General features: G+C 44.4%; 14 protein-coding genes. 12 read left to right on the top strand and 2 right to left on the bottom strand.

All coding sequences use genetic code 11. The features are described from left to right. Positions 1–12 precede the first annotated feature (12 nt). The 4 genes from AB5916_RS10400 to hflX are packed head-to-tail and all read left to right on the top strand — an operon-like array spanning position 13 to position 4,600. On the top strand, positions 13–924 hold the full coding sequence (locus AB5916_RS10400; protein ID WP_368190697.1) for an NDP-sugar synthase: 912 nt from the start codon (positions 13–15) through the stop codon (positions 922–924). A gap of 15 nt (positions 925–939) precedes the next feature. Next, on the top strand, positions 940–2,286 hold the full coding sequence (gene glmM, locus AB5916_RS10395; RefSeq protein ID WP_368190696.1) for a phosphoglucosamine mutase: 1,347 nt from the start codon (positions 940–942) through the stop codon (positions 2,284–2,286). Between the two features lies 1 nt (position 2,287). After that, the gene (locus AB5916_RS10390) at positions 2,288–3,367 is read left to right on the top strand and encodes a tetratricopeptide repeat protein (protein ID WP_368190695.1); all 1,080 of its coding nucleotides are present in this window, start codon (positions 2,288–2,290) and stop codon (positions 3,365–3,367) included. Beyond that, positions 3,368–4,600, top strand: coding sequence for a GTPase HflX (gene hflX / locus AB5916_RS10385; protein WP_368190693.1), 1,233 nt, complete (start codon positions 3,368–3,370; stop codon positions 4,598–4,600). It abuts the gene before it with no gap. A gap of 56 nt (positions 4,601–4,656) precedes the next feature. Here the strand turns inward: hflX and AB5916_RS10380 are convergent, their stop codons facing one another. After that, complete coding sequence (locus AB5916_RS10380; protein ID WP_158421813.1) at positions 4,657–6,291, bottom strand: class I adenylate-forming enzyme family protein; 1,635 nt, start codon at positions 6,289–6,291, stop codon at positions 4,657–4,659. Between the two features lie 357 nt (positions 6,292–6,648). Here AB5916_RS10380 and AB5916_RS10375 point away from each other — a divergent pair, with 357 nt between their 5' ends. From AB5916_RS10375 to AB5916_RS10360, 4 genes are all read left to right on the top strand, one after another. Beyond that, entirely contained in the window at positions 6,649–8,196 is a 1,548-nt protein-coding gene (locus AB5916_RS10375) for a sodium/solute symporter (protein WP_368190692.1), read from the top strand. A gap of 253 nt (positions 8,197–8,449) precedes the next feature. After that, positions 8,450–8,701 carry a type II toxin-antitoxin system Phd/YefM family antitoxin gene (locus AB5916_RS10370; RefSeq protein WP_158421811.1) on the top strand — a complete coding sequence of 84 codons (252 nt, stop codon included), beginning with the start codon at positions 8,450–8,452 and terminating at the stop codon, positions 8,699–8,701. After that, entirely contained in the window at positions 8,698–8,958 is a 261-nt protein-coding gene (locus AB5916_RS10365; protein WP_173728285.1) for a Txe/YoeB family addiction module toxin, read from the top strand. The genes AB5916_RS10370 and AB5916_RS10365 overlap by 4 nt, the downstream gene beginning before the upstream one ends. Positions 8,959–9,371: 413 nt before the next feature. After that, positions 9,372–15,179, top strand: a complete 5,808-nt coding sequence (locus tag AB5916_RS10360) for a hypothetical protein (protein WP_368190689.1) — start codon at positions 9,372–9,374, stop codon at positions 15,177–15,179. Between the two features lie 93 nt (positions 15,180–15,272). On the opposite strand, the gene AB5916_RS10355 is transcribed toward AB5916_RS10360, so the two are convergent. Then, the gene (locus tag AB5916_RS10355) at positions 15,273–16,082 is read right to left on the bottom strand and encodes an amidohydrolase family protein (RefSeq protein ID WP_368190687.1); all 810 of its coding nucleotides are present in this window, start codon (positions 16,080–16,082) and stop codon (positions 15,273–15,275) included. A gap of 237 nt (positions 16,083–16,319) precedes the next feature. On the opposite strand from AB5916_RS10355, the gene AB5916_RS10350 reads away from it, so the two are divergent. The 4 genes from AB5916_RS10350 (at position 16,320) to AB5916_RS10335 (ending at position 20,193) form a co-directional block, all read left to right on the top strand. After that, positions 16,320–17,390, top strand: coding sequence for a PTS transporter subunit IIC (locus AB5916_RS10350; protein ID WP_173728280.1), 1,071 nt, complete (start codon positions 16,320–16,322; stop codon positions 17,388–17,390). Positions 17,391–17,502: 112 nt separating this feature from the next. After that, positions 17,503–19,017 (top strand): 4Fe-4S dicluster domain-containing protein, encoded by a 1,515-nt coding sequence (locus AB5916_RS10345; protein ID WP_368190685.1) that lies wholly within the window; start codon positions 17,503–17,505, stop codon positions 19,015–19,017. 114 nt (positions 19,018–19,131) lie between these two features. Next, positions 19,132–19,260, top strand: coding sequence for a FeoB-associated Cys-rich membrane protein (locus AB5916_RS10340; protein WP_158421804.1), 129 nt, complete (start codon positions 19,132–19,134; stop codon positions 19,258–19,260). Positions 19,261–19,479: 219 nt separating this feature from the next. Further along, positions 19,480–20,193, top strand: coding sequence for a YoaK family protein (locus AB5916_RS10335; protein WP_262582798.1), 714 nt, complete (start codon positions 19,480–19,482; stop codon positions 20,191–20,193). The last annotated feature ends 164 nt before the right edge of the window (positions 20,194–20,357 follow it).

The raw sequence follows: 20,357 nt of genomic DNA, 5'->3' as shown, positions 1-20,357 counted from the left end.
GGAGGGTTGATTATGAAGAAAACAGCGTTGGCAATTATGGCAGCTGGTGTTGGCAGCAGATTTGGCAACGGGATCAAACAGCTTGCCCCGGTAGGACCGAAAGGTGAGATCATTATGGATTACTCTATTCGTGATGCACTGGAGGCAGGCTTTAACAAGATCGTATTTATTATCCGCAGGGATCTGGAAGAAGAATTTCGGGCTACCATCGGTGCCAGAGTAGAGAAGATCGCAGAAGTGGCTTATGCGTTCCAGGAGCTTGACGATCTGCCGGAAGGATTTGAAAAACCAGAGGGACGTACAAAGCCATGGGGAACAGGCCAGGCGGTTTTATGTGCAAAGGATGTGCTTACAGAGCCCTTCGCCGTGATCAATGCAGATGATTACTACGGAAAAGAAGCCTACATCAAGGTACATGATTATCTGGTATCAGAGCACCCGCAGGATGGGACCACCCATATCTGTATGGCAGGCTTCAGGCTGGGCAATACCTTAAGTGATAACGGAAGCGTTACCAGAGGAGTATGTCATGTAGAGGATGGCAGGCTTACCGGTGTAACGGAAACACATAACATTTTTAAAACAGAGACAGGAGCAGAATCCAGGGAAGAGGGCCATGTTACCCCGCTGGATACGTCCTCCCTTGTGTCTATGAATATGTGGGGACTGACTCCTGAGTTTATGGAGATCCTGCATAAAGGATTTATTGAATTCCTTGGAGATATGCAGCCGGGAGAGCTGAAAAAAGAATATCTTCTTCCGGTGCTGATCGATGAACTTCTTCACGCAGGTAAGGTACAGGTAGATGTACTGGAATCCAGGGATACCTGGTTTGGTGTTACCTACCAGGAGGACAAAGAAGTGGTTATGAAGGCATTCAAAGATCTGACAGAAGCAGGCGTTTATCCGAACGGCCTGTATTGAGAGGAGACTTAAGCAATGGGAAAATATTTCGGAACAGATGGTTTTCGCGGAGAAGCAAATGTTAAGCTGACAGTAGATAATGCTTTTAAGGTTGGGCGTTACGTAGGATGGTATTATGGCCGGAAACACAAAGCAAAGATCGTGATCGGCAAGGATACCAGACGAAGTAGTTATATGTTTGAGTATGCGCTGGTAGCCGGACTTACAGCTTCAGGAGCAGATGCATATCTTCTTCATGTGACTACTACTCCCAGTGTTTCATTTGCAGTACGTACAGAGGATTTTGACTGTGGTATTATGATTTCAGCCAGCCATAACCCTTTTTATGATAATGGGATCAAGCTGTTAAACGGCAATGGGCAGAAGATCGAAGCAGAGATCGAAGCCAGAATCGAGGCATATCTGGACGGAGAGATCGAGGAGCTTCCCCTGGCAACCGGTGCAGATATTGGACGTACTGTGGATTTTGCATCCGGACGTAACCGCTATATCGGTTATCTGATCTCTATCCCAAGCCGTGATTTCAAGAATGTAAGGGTAGGTCTGGATTGTGCAAACGGCAGTTCTTCCGCCATTGCAAAAAGTGTTTTTGATGCTCTTCAGGCAAAGACCTATGTGATCAATAATACACCGGATGGCACCAACATTAATACAAACTGTGGTTCCACCCATATTGAGGTTTTACAGAAATTTGTGGTAGACAAAGGGCTGGATATCGGATTTGCTTATGATGGGGATGCAGACCGCTGTATCGCTGTGGATCACAGAGGAAATGTGGTCGATGGTGATAAGATCATGTATGTATGCGGTAAATACCTGAAAGAAGAAGGAAAGCTGAATGGCAATAAGGTTGTGACCACGGTTATGTCCAATCTTGGCCTTTACAAAGCTTTTGACCGGGAAGGCATAGGCTATGAACAGACTGCTGTAGGTGACAAATATGTTGCAGAGAATATGCTGGAAAATAATTACAGCATTGGAGGAGAGCAGTCCGGACATATTATTTTCAGCAGATATGCAGCTACAGGAGATGGTATCCTTACCTCTCTGATGCTGATGGAGGCATGCGTGGAAAAGAAAGCCACTCTTTGCGATCTGGCAAAGGAGATGAAGGTGTATCCCCAGGTGCTGAGAAATGTACGTGTGGCTGACAAGCAGACTGCAAGGGAGAACCCAAAGGTGAAAGAAGCTGTTGAAAAGGCAGCAAAAGAGTTGGGAGATGGCGGACGTATCCTTGTCCGTGAAAGCGGTACAGAGCCTTTGATCCGTGTTATGGTGGAGGCTGAGTCTGATGAAACATGCCACAAATATGTAGACGATGTTGTAAAGGTGATAGAAGCTGAAGGGCTGATCGTAGAATAAGATGAAAATAAAAAGAACAGCAGCGATTCTGGCAGCCTGTATGGGGATCAGTCTTCTTGCAGGCTGCGGGGATGACAATCAGAAAATTTTTGAACAGGCAGATAAAGACCTGGCACAGGGAAGCTATGAATATGCCAGAGAAGGATATCTTACTTCTGTGAAGAACAAAGTAAAGCTGCCCCTTTCTTACCGGGGAGCAGGGATTGCCAGCCTGCGTCTTGGGGATTATCAGGATGCCATCCAGAATTTTGCCAGTGCCCTTGCATGTGAGGATACAGGAAAGGCTCTTGCAAAGGATATCCTTGCTTATAAGGCGACAGCAGAGATAAAAGCCGGATCCTATGAAGATGCAATGGCAGACTGCCAGACACTGATCAAGGATCATGATATGGATGCAGATACCTGGTTTCTTGCCGGTAATGCAGCCCTGCTGCTGGACTCCTATGAGGAAGCAGCTTCTGATTTTGGAAAATCCTTTGATGCAGATCCTACCTATGACCGGGCAATCCGGATTTATGGTATTTATCTTGATCAGGATATGGAAGCAGACGGTACAACTTATCTGGAAGCTGCCCTTAAAAAGGAAACAAAGGATTCAGAAAGTCATTGTGATAAGGGCCGGATCTATTATTACATGGAAGATTATGATAATGCCAGACAGGAACTGACCCAGGCTGCAAACGACGGAGAAGAGGAAGCAGATCTTCTTCTGGGAATGGTTTATCTGGCACAGAATGATATTTCCAATGCAAGGACCATGTTCCAGAATTATGTGGAAGCTTCTGTGGGAGATGGTGACACTAAAGATGGATACAGTCCGGCCAAAGGCTACAATGGCCTTGCCTTGTGCGATATTGCAGAGGGTAATTATGATTCTGCACTGACGAATATATCCAGCGGGATCACAGTTTCAGATACAGACGATCTGCAAAGCCTTCTGTTTAATGAAGTGATCGCCTATGAAAAGAAACTGGATTTTGCATCTGCCCTTGATAAGGCGCAGACTTATGTGGGTATGTATCCGGATGATGCAGATGGGCAGAAGGAAGTGGCTTTTCTGAAAACAAGGACAGGAGCATAGATGGAATATATAAATGAGATTGAAGAACGGGTGATCCTGGTTGGTGTACAGGTAGGGGATGAGGATACACAGCAGTCCCTGGATGAACTGGAAGAGCTGGCAGATACAGCAGGAGCCATTGCCGCCGGTAAGATCATCCAGAGCCGTGAGGCTGTTCATCCGGGTACGTATATCGGAAAGGGAAAGATAGAAGAGGTACGTTCTCTGATGCTGGCTGTGGATGCCACAGGCATTATCTGTGATGATGAGCTGTCCCCGGCACAGATGAATAATCTTGAGCATGAACTGGAATGCAAGGTGATGGACAGGACGCTTCTGATCCTGGATATTTTTGCAAAGCATGCAACCACAAGTGAAGGTAAGATCCAGGTAGAGCTGGCACAACTGCGGTACAGAAGTGCCCGCCTGGTGGGGCTTCGCGCTTCCTTATCCAGACTGGGAGGCGGTATTGGCACAAGAGGCCCGGGAGAGAAAAAGCTGGAAACAGACCGTCGTCTGATCCGCAAAAGGATCACTGCCCTGAAAGAAGAACTTTCCCAGGTGGAACGCCACCGGGAACTTTTGCGTACAGGCAGAAGCCGGGGAAATCTGAAGACTGCAGCTATTGTAGGATATACAAATGCAGGAAAGTCTACCCTTCTGAATGCATTGACAGGATCCCAGGTACTTTCCCAGGATAAGCTTTTTGCCACACTGGATCCTACCACCAGGTCACTGACCCTGGAAGACGGGCAGCAGCTGCTTCTTACAGATACAGTGGGTTTTATCCGTAAGCTTCCCCACAATCTGGTGGAGGCATTCAAAAGTACTTTGGAAGAAGCAAAGTATGCAGATTATATTATTCATGTGGCAGATGTTTCCAATCCGCAGGTTGAGCTGCAGATGCATGTGGTTTATGATACCTTAAGGGAATTGGGGGCAGATGGCAAGAAGACCATCACTGTTTTCAATAAACAGGATGTAGCCGGAGACGTGACGGTTCGCGATCTTCGGGCTGATTATACAGTTAAGACCTCTGCAAAGACAGGAGAAGGCCTGCAGGAACTGCAGGAACTGCTGGGAAAACTGATCTCAGAGGAGCTGCTTTATGTAGAACGGGTATTTCCATATCAGGAAGCCGGGAAAATACAGCTGATCCGTGAGAACGGACAGCTTTTGTCAGAAGAATATACTGAAAATGGGATCCATGTGAAAGCCAGGGTCCCAAAAGAAATCTATCATAAAGTAATATAACAAAGCAGAAGACTCCCTAAATCCCTTAATTATTGAGGGACTTGGGGAGCCTTTTATTATCCCTGACTCTGGGTAGCCACCAGATGGGCGGCACCATAAATCTCACGAAGCTTCGGCTTCTCGATCTTGCCGGTAGGATTCCGTGGAACATCTGCAAAGATGATCTTCCTAGGACGTTTGTATCTTGGAAGCTTTCGGCAGAACAGGTTAATATCCTCTTCTGTGCAGGTACTGTCTGGCTTTAACTGGATAATGGCAGCTGCGATCTCTCCCAGACGCTTATCCGGAAGACCGATCACTGCAACATCCAGGATCTCAGGATTTGTGCGGAGGAAATCTTCGATCTGTACAGGATACAGATTCTCACCGCCGCTGATGATCACATCTTTCTTACGGTCTACCAGATAGATAAAGCCGTCTTCATCCTCCATAGCCATGTCTCCGGTATATAACCAGTCTCCGTGAAGCACCTCTGCAGTAGCTTTAGGATCCTTGTAATAGCACTCCATAACGCCAGGTCCTTTGACAGCAAGCTCACCGGTCTCACCCTGAGCGACTGTATTGCCCTGTGTATCAATGATCTTTGCCTCCCATCCATAGCCTGGCACACCGATGGCACCAACCTTGTGGATATTCTCAACTCCAAGGTGGACACAGCCTGGTCCGATGGATTCACTAAGTCCGTAATTGGTGTCATATTGATGATGAGGAAAGTATTCCTTCCAGTGCTTGATCAGGCTTGGAGGAACCGGTTGGGCACCAATGTGCATCAGTCTCCACTGAGACAGCTGGTAATCTTCAAGTTTTAATTCTCCACGGTCAAGGGCAAGAAGAAGATCCTGTGCCCAGGGAACCAGAAGCCATACGATGGTACATTTTTCTTCGGAAACCGCCTGCAGGATAAATTCAGGATTAGCACCTTTTAAAAGCACAGCCTTGCTGCCGGAAAGCAGACTGCCGAACCAGTGCATCTTGGCTCCTGTATGGTACAGGGGAGGAATGCAGAGGAACACATCCTGGTGTGTCTGGCCATGATGGTGCTGTTCTGTCTGGGCGGCATGCAAAAGAGCACGGTGTCTGTGCAGGATAGCTTTTGGAAATCCGGTAGTACCGGAAGAAAAATAAATGGCAGCGTAATCGTCATCTGAAATAGCAATCTTGGGCGACTGGCTGGAACAGTTGGCAGTATGGGAAATATAATCCTCAGCAAAACCAGGACAGCTATCACCCACATAGTACAAAAGCCTGTGTTTCCCGATTTCATCAGCTACTTCCTCTACACGGCCGATAAATTCCGGACCGAATACCAGGATATCCACATCAGCCAGATCCAGGCAATACTGGATCTCATCAGCAGAATAACGGTAATTCAGGGGAACAGCCAGTGCACCTGTTTTCAGGATACCAAAATAGATAGGAAGCCACTCCAGGCCATTCATCAGAAGGATGGCAACTTTATCTCCTTTCTGGACACCACGTTCCAGAAGCAGGTTGGCAAAGCGGTTGGCTTTTTCGTTGAAGATATTCCATGTAATCTCACGTCTGTAATAGGGGGCACGTTCCGGCTCGATCAGTTCAAATTCTTTCCATGTGACCCGCCGGGTCTCCGGCAGTTCCGGGTTGATCTCCACAAGACAGACTTCATCTCCGTACAGACGGCAATTCTTTTCCAGAAGCTCAGTAATAGGCATTTCAAATAACTCCTTTTTGTTTAAAACATTTTATAAAATATTCGCGCGTTAAAGCGTCGGTTCATTGAAGTAATCATATCCGATTTATCACAAAATGTCAACAAAAGAATCGGCAGGATCATGGATTCAACAAGATAAAATGCACAAAAAAGTGAAGAAAAACAGTTGACGGAACCAGGAGATCAATGGTATACTGTTTCTACTTGAAATTTAACAAGTAAAAGCGCAACGCTTTAACGCGACAAAACAAAATGAAATAACAAAAGTTCAATAAAAAATGTAACAACAAAAATGAAATAACAAAAGTGCAGCAACAAGAATGCAGCATCAAACAGGTAAATGAGGGAGGATTTTTTTATGGCTGTAAAACTGATCATGTTGGTGATCTTTTTCGGGATCATGATCGCAGTAGGAGTGATGTCCAGGAAGCATGCTTCCAGTGTTACAGGATTTGTACTTGGAGGAAGGAATGTGGGACCGTGGCTCACAGCCTTTGCTTATGGTACTTCTTATTTTTCAGCAGTAGTATTCGTTGGATATGCTGGACAGTTCGGATGGAAATATGGACTGGCATCTACCTGGATCGGACTTGGGAATGCTTTTCTTGGAAGTCTTCTGGCCTGGGTGGTGCTTGGACGAAGGACAAGGATCATGACCCACCATCTGCAGGCAGCTACCATGCCGGACTTTTTCGGCAAGCGGTTTGACAGTCATGCACTTAGGATCGCTGCTTCTGCCATCGTATTTATTTTCCTGATCCCATACACAGCATCTTTATATAATGGCCTGTCCAGACTGTTCGGGATGGCTTTTGACATTCCTTATTCTGTGTGTGTGATCCTTATGGCTACCCTTACCGGCATCTATGTGATCCTTGGAGGATATATGGCCACTGCCATCAATGACTTTATCCAGGGAATCATTATGATCTTCGGGATCATTGCAGTGATCGGGGCAGTACTGGCCGGACAGGGTGGATTTATGAATGCGGTGAAAAGCCTGTCCCAGCTGTCCAGTGATGTGCCTGCTACTCTTGGCCAGCCAGGAGCCTTTACATCCTTTTTTGGACCGGATCCTTTGAATCTTCTTGGCGTGATCCTTCTTACTTCTCTGGGAACCTGGGGGCTTCCACAGATGGTACATAAATTTTATACCATCAAAAGCGAGAAAGCAGTACAGACAGGTACAGTGATTTCTACTGTTTTTGCAGTGATCATTTCCGGCGGCTGTTATTTTCTGGGAGGCTTTGGAAGACTTTTTGACGGAGCCGGGATCTACACGGCTGAAGGTGCAGTTGCTTATGATGCCATTATTCCGGCTATGCTATCTACCCTGCCGGATGTGCTGATTGGTATTGTGGTGATCCTGGTGCTTTCTGCATCTATGTCTACGCTGTCTTCTCTTGTGCTGACTTCCAGTTCCACATTAACACTGGATTTTATCAAGGGAAATATTGCAAAAAACTTAAGCGAGAAAAAGCAGCTTTTGCTTATGCGTATCCTGATCGTGTTTTTTATTGCTGTTTCTGTGATCCTGGCTTTGGATCCGCCTACATTTATTGCCCAGCTGATGGGTATTTCCTGGGGAGCACTGGCAGGTGCATTTCTGGCACCGTTTTTGTATGGGCTTTTCTGGAAAGGCACCACTAAGCTGGCTGTCTGGACAAGCTTTATCACAGGGGTAGGCATCACAGTTGCAAATATGTTCTTTAAATTTATTGCATCCCCTATCAATGCAGGGGCTGTTGCCATGGTAGCCGGACTGATCGTTGTGCCGGTGGTAAGTCTGCTTACACCAAAGCTGAACAAACAGAAAGTGGATCAGATCTTTACCTGCTATGATGAGAAAGTGTCTGTTAAGCAGAAGATTGCTTTGCCGGATGATCAGCAGGCTGAACGCAAGTGAGGCATGGGATGATTGCCTGCAGGGGACATTATGAGGATTAAGTAAATAAGCCTCCGGCGCACCTCGCAGCAAGAATGCCGAGGCATTCTTGAACTTTCATATGATAGGTTTTCAGACAGGGGAATCATAAAAATGAGAGAAATGTAGAATAATTGGATTGACTGCCATAGAATAATAGGGTAAAATAATTGTACAGAAAATAGCACAATAAATAGTACAAGAAGTTGAATAATTATGAAAGGCTGGTGAGATTATGTTAGCTGTGAATTATTCTACAATCCGAAATCATTTAAAAGATTATTGCGATCAAGCAACAGATAATCACGAGACTGTTATTGTTACACGTAAAGGCGAAAAGAATGTTGTAATCATGAGCCTTGAAAGATACAATCAGCTTGAAAAAGCTGCTCGTAATGCAGAATATCTTGCTATGATTGACAGAGGAATTGCACAATTATCTGCAGGCATGGGGAAGGAACATGAACTGCTTGAGGTAGATGAATGAAAAAGTTATGGGCTGACAGAGCATGGGATGATTATCTTTATTGGCAAACACAAGACAAAAGGACTTTGAAGCGCATAAACGAACTCATTAAGTCTATTGAAAGAGAAGGCTTGTCTGAAGGCATTGGAAAGCCGGAACCATTACGCCATAGAAAAGCATGGAGCAGGCGGATTGATGATGTGAACAGACTGGTTTACAATATAGATGAGAATGGTTTTCTGTGGATTATTGCCTGCAGGGGACATTATGAGGATTAAGTAAATAAGCAGATATGAAAATAACCGTCCAGGTTTCTCTGAGTGTTTATGGCTCGGAGGAATATTTGGACGGTTTTTCAATTATATCAGCTGGGAGTCATCTCCCAGCTGATATAGCCTCTGCAATCCTGCCGGAGGCATTCTTGAATTTCGCCTGGTACAGCGTTCTGCAAATAACTGTACCAGGCTTCGAGTTTAACATCCACGTATCCAATATTCACTGTACTAGGTAAATTAGCCGGGAAATTGTGAATACATGGATTGTGTACTCTTTTTATACGAAAAAATTTTATAAAAATGAAAAATGTGATATAGAACAGATTATAGTAAAGACGTATAATTTAAAATGAAAATCTGGGACAGCAACAGAGAATGAGTTAAAAAAGAAAGGCATTATAAAGGAGGAAAGGTGTATGAGGAAGAAAGGAATAAGCAGGCTGTTGGCTATGACGATTGTTTTTTCCATGGTTATTGGCGGCAATTTCCAAGGTGCAGTGGCAGGAAATGTAAGCTATGGTGCCGAGTTTTACGATGGTGGGGAGATTACAGATGGAGCAGCGGATCCGGCAGTATTAACCGAGGAACAAGGCGAAGATGAACCGACAGAATTAACAGAGGAACAAAGTAAAGATGAACCGGAGGAAGTAGTTCTTCCGGAAGAATCTACAGACGAAGAGGACGGTAATAATAAGAACCAGGCAGAAACTCCGGAAGGTGATGAACCGCAGTTTCAGGATGTGACAGAATCCCAGAATTTGGATGTGGATGAAGCTGATGATAATGCTTCAGATTCTGCTTCAGAAGATATGGAAATTGAGGATGTGGAAGAAGAAAATGCAGAAACAGATCTGTTGGAGGGCGAGGATCTGCAGCCTGTAAATGATAGCACTAAGATTATAGAGGATCCGGCGAATCCGGCCTGCGGAATGATTGTGGATTTTACACTGGATGGTTCATTACTGGAAGCTTACAGTAAGATCAACTTTTCTTACAATGAAGGTAAAGTGGATGATATATGGTACAAGGGAAGCTATGATGGCGATTGGTATTGTTTTCTATATGGGAAAATCGATAACCGGTATGAATACATTACAATGAATAGTGCTTCTTCTTTCAATGTGATAAGGGAAGCAAAAAGCTATGTGGGAAAGTATAGCTCCATAAGAATGGTTGTCTTGCCAAAGTATTATTATTGGGATAGTTACAAAAGAAAATCTTACTTTCTTACCGATAGTATACTGGCACAGAACAGTTCGTCGTGGGTTGGGAAAGCAACTTTCAAATTACAAGGCGAACAAATTAAGACCTGTGAAATACAACAGGTTTCCGATGCAGGAGGAAAAGGGGGCAGTCTTCCAGATACAGGCCAGTGGACCACATATGAAGGAGATGGGGAGCACCCTATAGAGCAGCTGACAACAGAAAATCTACGATCTGTCATCAGAATACGGAATGCTGTTTCTAAACAGGTTCTTGAATACCAGGAGAACGGATTGCCTAAGGGAGCTGTGGTCATTCATAATGCAGGAGAGGTAGGGACAGTTGTGTCGGTGACAGGACATCTGACAGGGAAGAGTAAATATATCTACCATTATGCCTATGAAGACGTTGTTAAAGAATGCGAATCAGACGATTATGGATTTGAGATTGGTGCTGAAAAATACTCACAGAATGAAGACGGAAAATGGAAAAATACAGATAACGGACAAAAATGGCATCAATTATACAGATCAGAAACAAGAAGATATTTGTCTCCTGGAGAATGCCTGGTTCTTTATCCAATTGTTTCAGAAATATATCATTATCAGCTGTTGGTGGAATTTAACCATTATGTCGGTCAGGATACTATCACAGAATCCGTGGAAGCTGTGCAAGGAGAATGGACACAAAAGGGACAATACTGGAGCACGGAGGTATCTTCGGATGTAACCGATATAACAAATCCACAGCTTAACGTAACGTCAAAAGAGGCTGCAGTTCCATCTTTCAAAGAAAATGGTCTGCCTAATTATGCACTTCTGATCCACGGAAATGCACAGACGGAAGCAGTGACAGGTTATGCCGATGAAACCAGATATCCGGGATATTTTGTAAGAGTAAACCCATGTTGGGAAAAGCTGCATAATTCCCAGCCTGAAAATTACCAAACTCCAGGGCTGTGGGCAGCGTGCCTTTATTACAAATGGAATCAGAATACAGGAAAATATGAAGTTAGCGACGAAGATAGAGAAAATAGAGGTTGGAACATCATCCAGGATATTGAAAACTATGAGGATACGTCCGATTATTATCATTGTTTTTATGTTAATCCCAAGCCTGATGAAGTGGCAGCAATCATACCATTAAGGTGCAAGGGAGATAGTTATACTTATCACTATACATCCGGAGTAAGTGGTGCAAAAAGATATGAAAATTCACAAAGCCGTAATTATTGTTTCCAGTATCAGGTTTTTCTGAACAGCACACAGGAATGGTCAATCACAGGTGTGAAAGCCCTGGATGGACAGAGCAGTCCCACCCTGGTAGATGGTATGGTAAAGGGAGCATGGCTTACTTGTGGAAACGGAACCGCAGAACATGAAGGAACAGTGGGAGCGGATCTGGAAATTTCAACACAGCTTCAAACGGATGGTAGGCTATATGAATTGGGCGAAAATGGTCTTCCTAATATAGGATTTCAGATGAAAATTGGAGAAATACCGGCAGATGGTTTGACAGGAATGCTGAAGGTTAATATTACAGTACCGGAAGATTATAAAAACGGTGAGGCTGGCATGGGATATTCTACAGATGATCAATACCGAGATTTTAAATATGGGATTTACTGGACATACAAAATCACTGGAAAAGGTGGAACCAGAATGGCGGCTGTATTATTCCGGAATCAAGGAGATGGTACATACATTGTAGTGGATGCCCAAAATACTTCTGTGACTGCTGAAAATGGAGGAAGTCTGAATCTTGCTGAAATGGATTTACAGACAGGAGATATTTTGTGTATCATTCCATATTCACCGGAATACACTGGTTTGACAAGAAAGGGGTATTATGGAAAATACGAAAGCGCATTAAAATCAAATGATCCGGATAATAACAAAGTCTTTCCAGACACTTTATATGGCAGTACGCAGAAGATCCGATACTTTAATTTTGATTACAGTCTTTCTCTGAATGGAACTGGAGACATTTTATCTGTTATCGGTGAGAATGGAACTGAAATTGAAAACGAGGCAAAAGTTTTTTATGGAAAAGAATCGGTATGTGATGATGGAAAATATTTACAGGAAGCAGTTTTATCAGTAAGTACCGGTGAAAAGATACAGGGGTGTGGGCTTCTGGAGAATGGTCTTCCTAATTACGGCTTCATTTTTCTGCCTGGGGAGTCCGGAGAAACATATATTGAGCCAGCTTTGAATAACGGAGAAAAATATAGCTGGTATGTAAAGGAAAAGTATCAGTTGAGTGATGATGGCAAATATACGATTGTTTCAGGAGATTATGGACCGAAAGTGGAAATATATAGAATCCCTAAAGGAAAGAAGGCGATTTATTTAGAAAGCAGTAGTGAGGTTATTCAGGTTTTGCGCCCCATATTTCCAAGTAAAAAAGCTACTTCATTAATGAAAAATGACAATTATCTGTCGTGGAATAATTACCGTAAAGATGGAGCATATGAGACAACAGACAAGAATGGCAATGTTATTTATCCTCAGACTGGAACAGTAAGTTACGCTTATTTGATCAATAAAATATCAAGAGATAACAAGCCAAAATATTATACGTACCTGAAAAAGACAAATCGCTGGCACACGACAGACTGGCAGAATACATCACCTGAAACTGTATATACACTAAACGTGTCCTATGGAGTGACCGGAGAAGTCAATTATACTTCGGAAAAGGAAAGATTGGTTGTATTGCAGGGCTTAGACACAGGAACAGTGTCATTATCTAAGCAGACGCTTCCTGAAAATAGTCTTCCAGAGAATGGTCTTGTAATACAGAATAAAAATATTGGCGGAAGTTCCAAGGAACTTGCTGAATTTAATGTACAACTTAATATGGCGGAGGATGGAGTTTGTGGCAACGAAAGCTATGGATTTATGTATTTCAATGCATGGTTGTATCGACAGGATGAAGAAGGAAACTGGCATAAGATAGAGAAAAAGAACGAGACCAGTGACTGGATTAATATTTTGGATTCAGAAAACTATCAAACAGGTGGATGGCTTTATGCAAAGAATGGTTATAGGGTACATGCTCACCTGAAGGATAACGAGGCTATCGTTATTGTACCGGAATTTGATCTGTATACATTCTCCTACAGGGTCTGGCTGAGCAATACCAGAGAGTATGATGTGGTGTATGGGTCCTGTCAGATCCCTTCGGATGTACAGCATCCTGGCAGACATGAATTTGCCGGAACACTTTCCCATTTCCCGACAGAAGGTCCAAAGACAGAACATCTGGTGATCGCTACCTCCCCGAAAAATGTGGATGCAGGAGGCAGTGAGACAGTAAGCAGGCTGACCAATGTAAGATCCCTGCCGGTTACGCTTTTTGACTATGATTTTGGTGAATGGGCGCATTTTGTACTTGGGGCGCAGACTGCACAGTACAGATTCCGGTATGATCCTAAAAATGTTAAAAACACAGCAGTAAATACCTGGCACAATAATATATTCCCAGGAATCCTGAAGAATCAGCTGGGAGAGGACGGGCTGCCTGTATTTAATTACACAACGCCATTTTCATTGTTTGATACTTCAGTGGTGCCTGCTGCTGTAAACGGCGGTACCAAGAGCGTATACCAGAATGTTGGCTTTGATTTTGTATATGATCCTTCAACCAATGAGTACAGCTACCAGAGCAGCGTCAACCATGCCGGTTATGATCCGGGAGCAAACAAGATCTATCAGTATGATAAGGCCATCGGTATTGAGGGCTGGGATGAGAAAGGGGCAGGCTTTTTCCCATTCAACAGCTTTGAGGACGAAGGAGTATGGGGAACCAGTGAGAAAAATACTAAGGGTATTTATCTGCTGGATCAGCTGAAAACCGTAGATTACCATTTCGGGATGAGCATGGAGAAGGATTTTATCATTCCGGAAAAGGGCACGGTAGCTATTACGGATGCTCAGGGAAATATTTCTGCACAGAAAGATATGGTCTTTTCTTTCAGCGGTGATGATGATGCCTGGCTGTTTGTGGACGGACAGATGGTGCTTGATATGGGCGGTATCCATGAAGCGGTATCCGGAAGCATTAACTTTACCAAGGGAACCTTTACTGTGACCAGCAGTGTTACCGGAGACACCAGGACACAGGCATTATCCTCTGTATTTGCAGATTATCCGGAAGCCATCGGCAAGTGGGATGATTCTGCATGGGCAGCAGGAACAAAGCATACCTTCAGCTTCTTCTACCTGGAAAGAGGAGGAACCCTGTCTGACTGCTCCATTAAGTTTAATCTTCCTGTATTTAAGGATTTTGCAGTGACAAAGGCAGTAGAAGGAAAAGATACCCAGGAAAGCTTTGGATTTGAAATGGAGCTTCTGGATGGACAGGGAAATGCCTACACCGGCAATCTGTATCAGCTGAAGGATGGAAAGCGTACCCCTGTAGAAAACGGAACAGGAAAATATCAGTTCCAGTTAAAAGCAGGAGAGCCCATCCAGTTCAGCACCTTGCAGGAGTGCACCGCTTACCGTGTAACTGAAACAAAGCAGGGGAACTGGATCGCAGGATGGGCCTCCACAAATGGCAAGAGCGGTGAAGGAAATGTGACAGAGCTTCTTCCGACAGACTGTGATGTGACAGTGACCAACCGGTATCAGGAGCCAACCCCAACGCCGGTCGAGCCAACAATTACACCAACGAATACACCAACCCCGCAGATTACAACCACACCTGCACCGGAAGTATCTGCCACACCCATACCGTCTGTGACTGTGTCCAAGACACCCACACCTACTAAAAAACCAAAGCCCTCTGATACTCCGGAGCCTACAGTTACAGTAACTGTGACCGAAGGACCATCCGGCGGCTCAGGAAACGGTGGTGCCGGTGGTTCAGGAAATGGCGGCTCAGGTTACAGCACCAATTCTCCCAAGACAGGAGATGACAGCGATGCCGCTTTGTGGCAGACGTTATTATTATTGGCTATGGGTGCGATCTTGCTTACGGCTATGAGAATTGTTAGAAAACAGAAAGAATTGTAAAGTAATAGAAAGAGAACAAAAAATAATCGGATTTAATCAGAGCTGTTGCATATGTAACAGCTCTTTTTTTGTGCTGCCACATGGCAGGTCTGGTTAAATGCCCAGAAGAAGCTGTGCATTCTCATGAAGGATCTGCTCTTTTTCTGAAAGGGACAGTCCTGAAAAAGACATAAAGCGTTCAATATCTGCCTTCTGGTCTGTCCAGGGGGCATCGCTGCCGAACAGTACTTTGTCTGCGCCATGAAGATGGATCATGCGTACCAGCTGCTCTTCGCACATATGCAAAATAGAATAGGCGGTATCAAGATATACATTCTGACCGCACAGCTTGGCTTCAGCCTCGTCATAGTGTTCGTTGCTTCCCATATGGGCTAGCACCAGCTTGGGCGGGGCTGTTTCTTCTATTACATGGAGGACCATATCCGGGGAGCAGAACTGTTCTCCGGGAGTATAGGGATCCTCTCCTGTATGCACCTGCACGATCAGCCCCAGTTCGGAAGCCGTATAGACGATCCGCAGATACCGGATATCGTCAAAGCATGTGTCCTGGTAATTGGGATGAAGCTTGATTCCGGAAAACCCCTGGGCTGCGATCAGGTGGAGCAGATCTTTGTAATTATCCATAGCCGGGTGGATTCCTGCAAAAGAGATCAGTCTGGGATGGGTATTGTCCTGGCTTTCATTGATACTGGAAGCAAAGCGGATGATGGAATCAAACTGATGTGGATCTGTGATCACCGGCAGGATCACGCTTGTGTCTACCTTGGCCCTGTCCATGGAATCAAGAAGCCCCTGGATGGTACCGTCCATGCTGGGAGAGATATTTATAACAGAAGCAAGCTTGGGGATGGCGGCAGCAGCCACCTTATCCGGAAAAATATGGGTATGAAAATCTATGATCATGAGAACCTCCTGTAAGTTTAAAAGGTTGTATGAAAATACAACAGCTGAATCGACCATTTCCTATACACTCTAGCAAAAATCAGGCTTTCGTACAAGATAAAAAATGTGAAAAAATCAGCAATTCACAAGCACTCTTCTTTCCTTTGCCAACTGAGTATTGGATATCCGCAGAAAGTATGATACAATCAAACGGATTTCCCGGCAAAAATGCCGGATAATTAGGAAAAGGAGAGAAAAATGAAATCATTTAAGAAAATCCTGTCCAATATTTTTATTGACGGATTAAGCGGTATGGCGCTGGGACTTTTTTCCACGCTGATCATCGGTACCATTTTAAAACAGATCGGTGATCTGATGGGAGGAACCTATGGCCATTATCTTAGTGCCTTTGCAGTGATCGCACAGAGACTTACAGGTGCAGGCATTGGTATTGGAGTAGCTTATAAGTTTAAGGAATCCACCTATGTTCTTCTGTCTGCGGCAGCTGCAGGTATGATCGGTGCTTATGCTGCCAATATTCTGGCAGGTACATTTTTTTCAGAGCAGGGAGCCATGGTGCTGTCCGGCCCTGGAGAGCCTTTAGGTGCCTTTATTGCTGCTTATGTAGGAATTATGGTAGGACATCTGGTAGCAGGAAAGACCAAACTGGATCTTTTGATCACTCCTGCAGTGACCATTATATCCGGTGGTGCTGTTGGAATGCTGTTAGGGCCTGGTATCTCTCAGTTTATGAGCTGGATCGGAGGAATGATCAACTGGGGTACAGAGCAGCAGCCTATCCTTATGGGAATCGTGGTTTCTGTCCTTATGGGTATGGCTCTTACACTGCCCATCAGTTCTGCAGCCCTTGGGATCATTCTGGGATTGAACGGAGTAGCAGCAGGTGCAGCTACCGTAGGATGCTGCTGTCAGATGATCGGCTTTGCTGTAACCAGTTTTAAAGATAACGGAGTAGGTGGTCTGTTTGCCCAGGGCGTTGGTACGTCTATGCTGCAGATTCCCAATATTGTACGCAGACCTTTGATATGGCTGCCGCCTACATTGGCATCTGCTATTTTAGGACCGATTGCGATCATAGGGCCTTTTCATATGACGAATAATCCTACAGGCGCAGGAATGGGTACTTCCGGACTGGTAGGACAGATCATGACTTATCAGACTATGACTGCAGCAGAAGAGCCTTTGATGGTACTTCTGAAGATTCTTGTTTTCCATTTCATTCTTCCAGCAGTAGTTTCCTATGTGATCTATCGGGGCATGAAAAATATGGGCTATATTAAAGACGGTCAGATGAAGCTGCAGGTGTGATGCTTTTGATGTAACAGATGCCCTTGTCAGACCGGATAGAAATGTGTTAGTATTTTTATAGCGGAGGATAATTTACTACAGATTGCGGATATTAAACAAAAAGGAGAATTAAATGAGAGGATTATATTCGTCTAAGACGAAAATAAGACATCAGATCTTCACGGAAATTGCCCGCATGGCATATGAAGAAGACGGAATCGAAAATCTGGAAAAGCTTCCTTACAAGATCATTCCAGGCGAGATTGCCACATACAGGGACAGTATTTTCCTGGAGCGTGCAGTTGTAGGCGAACGTCTTCGTGTTGCCATGGGAATGTCCCTTCGGAGTATTTCAGAGCATGCCCCTATTTCTCAGGGGGTAGAGGCAAGTGTAATCGAGGAAAAGTATTATGAACCCCCGCTGATTAATGTGATCAAGTTTGCATGCAATTCCTGTGCAGAGAAGAAAGTGATGGTAACAGAAGGATGTCAGGGCTGCCTGGAACATCCCTGTGTGGAGGTCTGTCCCAAGAAGGCCATATCTATGGTGAAGGGCCATTCTTATATTGATCAGGAAAAGTGTATCAAATGTGGAAAATGCGTTAGTGCCTGCCCATACAATGCTATTATCAAGCAGGAACGCCCCTGTGCTGCAGCTTGTGGAATGGGAGCGATCCATTCAGATCAATATGGAAGGGCAGAGATCGATCAGGATAAGTGTGTGTCCTGCGGAATGTGTCTGGTAAGCTGTCCATTTAGTGCCATTGTTGATAAGGGTCAGATATACCAGACCATTATGGCGATCAAAAGTGGTAATCCGGTATATGCCATTGTTGCACCGGCAGTTGCAGGCCAGTTTGAAGGGCTTAAGGATACAAAGATCCGGGAAGCCTTTAAAGCACTTGGGTTTAAGAATGTGCGGGAAGTAGCCGTTGGTGCAGATCTGTGTGCCATTGAAGAAGCCAAGGATTTCATAGAAGAAGTTCCGGCAAAGATTCCGTTTATGGGAACCTCCTGTTGTCCGGCCTGGTCTGTGATGGCAAAGAAAATGTTCCCAAAGCAGGCTGACTGTATTTCCATGGCATTGACACCGATGGTACTGACAGCAAGGCTGATCAAGCAGGAAGAACCGGAATGCAAGATAGTTTTTGTGGGACCATGTGCTGCCAAGAAATTGGAAGCAAGCAGAAAATCCATTCGAAGCTATGTGGACTTTGTACTTACCTTTGAAGAGGTGGCTGGTATGTTTGAGGCAAAGGGCGTAGACTTTGATTCTCTGCCTGACGGAGAGCCTTTGGTACGTGCCAGTGCAGATGGAAGAGGCTTTGCTGCCAGCGGCGGTGTGGCAGCAGCAGTTGTGAATGCCATTCACCGTTTGGATCCGGAGCGAACCGTAAAGACTGCCAGTGCAGACGGTCTTGCAAATTGCAAAAAAATGATGCAGCTGGCCAAAATGGGCAAATATGATGGATATATGCTAGAAGGTATGGCTTGTCCGGGAGGATGTATTGCAGGAGCTGGAACGATCCAGCCTTTGAAAACCTCTGCCTCTGCCCTCCAGAAAATGCAAAAGGAGGCTGTTTTCCAGGAATGCAGCGATACAGAGTTTGGTGATAAGCTTTCCTCTTTGGAAGAATTTCAGATTTAACTGTAAGAAATTCGGATAGGACAGATATTGACATATTACTTTTGTTAGTATATACTAACAAAAGAAACATAAGTCAGACTTTTAAGTGTCTGTTCAGGAAAAGGAGGAATTTCCATGGGAACAGTGATCGTAGGCGCTGTATTGGTTGTGATTGTAGGCCTGATCGTTCGCAGTATGATCAAGGATAAAAAGAATGGTAAAGGATGCGGCGGTGACTGTGGGCATTGCAGTGGCTGCCATTAAGGTGTTCTGAATTAACTTCATAGTGTAAAATGTGAGATATATAGTTACTGTGAATGGTGTGATCAGTAACTATATATTTTTTATATGACAATAATATGAACGATACATTTTACATTTTGACAGAAGGCAGGTATTATATGAACTAATAGCTAAACAGCCTTTGCTCGACTTGAATTGGACAGGCTGTGTAAAACAAAAGAGGATGGAGATATATTTTTCATGGAAACAAAACACCACGAACATCATCACCTGTTTTCTGATGCTTCGGATGTACAGATGTCCGAAGCTTTTGTAAACAGTGCATTCCTGGCTCTTTCAGGAGGATTCCAGGATGCGTACACCTACAATGTGAGAGACGAAGTCTTTTCAAATGCGCAGACAGGAAATGTGGTGCTGCTTAGTCAGCATCTGCTTGCCGGTGACTGGGGGATTGCCCTTCGGTATCTGCTTCCGGTACTGTCCTTTGCATTAGGAGTTTTCTTTGCTGAGAAGATTCAGGGCAAATTTAAAAATGCCAGACGTCTTCACTGGAGACAAGGGATTCTGGCAGCAGAGATTGTGATCCTGTTTTTGGTTGGCTTCGTTCCATCTACGATGAATATGCTGGCTACCATACTGGTATCCTTTGCCTGTGCCATGCAGGTACAAACATTCCGGAAGATCCACGGATATTCCTATGCAAGTACCATGTGTATCGGTAATCTGCGAAGTGGAACAGCTGCCCTTTCAGCTTACTGGCGGCGCAAAGATCCTAAGAAGCTGGAACAGGCAGGTTATTATTTTGGAATTATTTTCCTGTTTGCCCTTGGCGCCGGAGTAGGCGGTAATCTGAGTATTGCCTATGGATATAAAATGATCTGGGTGTGCAGCGGCCTTCTGCTGATAAGCTTTTTCCTGATGTTTATTGAGCGGTTTAAGGCTTCTAATGATTAGGATCCAAATATAACAATGGTTATAATATGAGAACTGTAGCATAGGATTTTCCTGTGTTACAGTTTTTTTATGTAATTCACATGAAAAAAACACTAAAAACAACACAAATCCACAAAATACAACGGATATGATGTGTTGATTCTGTTGACATTTGCGGAATGATT

It is taken from the genome of Blautia sp. 1033sp1_1033st1_G9_1033SCRN_220408, from assembly GCF_040929965.1.
GTDB lineage: Bacteria > Bacillota > Clostridia > Lachnospirales > Lachnospiraceae > Blautia_A > Blautia_A ammoniilytica.
This window is presented reverse-complemented; position numbering and strand designations above follow the sequence as displayed.

Excerpts from the sequence above, each read along its gene's own strand:
- glmM (WP_368190696.1), top strand. The coding sequence starts at position 940 with ATGGGAAAATATTTCGGAACAGATGGTTTTCGCGGAGAAGCAAATGTT.
- AB5916_RS10375 (WP_368190692.1), top strand. The coding sequence starts at position 6,649 with ATGGCTGTAAAACTGATCATGTTGGTGATCTTTTTCGGGATCATGATC.
- hflX (WP_368190693.1), top strand. The coding sequence starts at position 3,368 with ATGGAATATATAAATGAGATTGAAGAACGGGTGATCCTGGTTGGTGTA.
- AB5916_RS10335 (WP_262582798.1), top strand. The coding sequence starts at position 19,480 with ATGGAAACAAAACACCACGAACATCATCACCTGTTTTCTGATGCTTCG.
- AB5916_RS10380 (WP_158421813.1), bottom strand. The coding sequence starts at position 6,291 with ATGCCTATTACTGAGCTTCTGGAAAAGAATTGCCGTCTGTACGGAGAT.
- AB5916_RS10340 (WP_158421804.1), top strand. The coding sequence starts at position 19,132 with ATGGGAACAGTGATCGTAGGCGCTGTATTGGTTGTGATTGTAGGCCTG.
- AB5916_RS10400 (WP_368190697.1), top strand. The coding sequence starts at position 13 with ATGAAGAAAACAGCGTTGGCAATTATGGCAGCTGGTGTTGGCAGCAGA.
- AB5916_RS10345 (WP_368190685.1), top strand. The coding sequence starts at position 17,503 with ATGAGAGGATTATATTCGTCTAAGACGAAAATAAGACATCAGATCTTC.
- AB5916_RS10360 (WP_368190689.1), top strand. The coding sequence starts at position 9,372 with ATGAGGAAGAAAGGAATAAGCAGGCTGTTGGCTATGACGATTGTTTTT.
- AB5916_RS10350 (WP_173728280.1), top strand. The coding sequence starts at position 16,320 with ATGAAATCATTTAAGAAAATCCTGTCCAATATTTTTATTGACGGATTA.
- AB5916_RS10390 (WP_368190695.1), top strand. The coding sequence starts at position 2,288 with ATGAAAATAAAAAGAACAGCAGCGATTCTGGCAGCCTGTATGGGGATC.
- AB5916_RS10370 (WP_158421811.1), top strand. The coding sequence starts at position 8,450 with ATGTTAGCTGTGAATTATTCTACAATCCGAAATCATTTAAAAGATTAT.
- AB5916_RS10355 (WP_368190687.1), bottom strand. The coding sequence starts at position 16,082 with ATGATCATAGATTTTCATACCCATATTTTTCCGGATAAGGTGGCTGCT.
- AB5916_RS10365 (WP_173728285.1), top strand. The coding sequence starts at position 8,698 with ATGAAAAAGTTATGGGCTGACAGAGCATGGGATGATTATCTTTATTGG.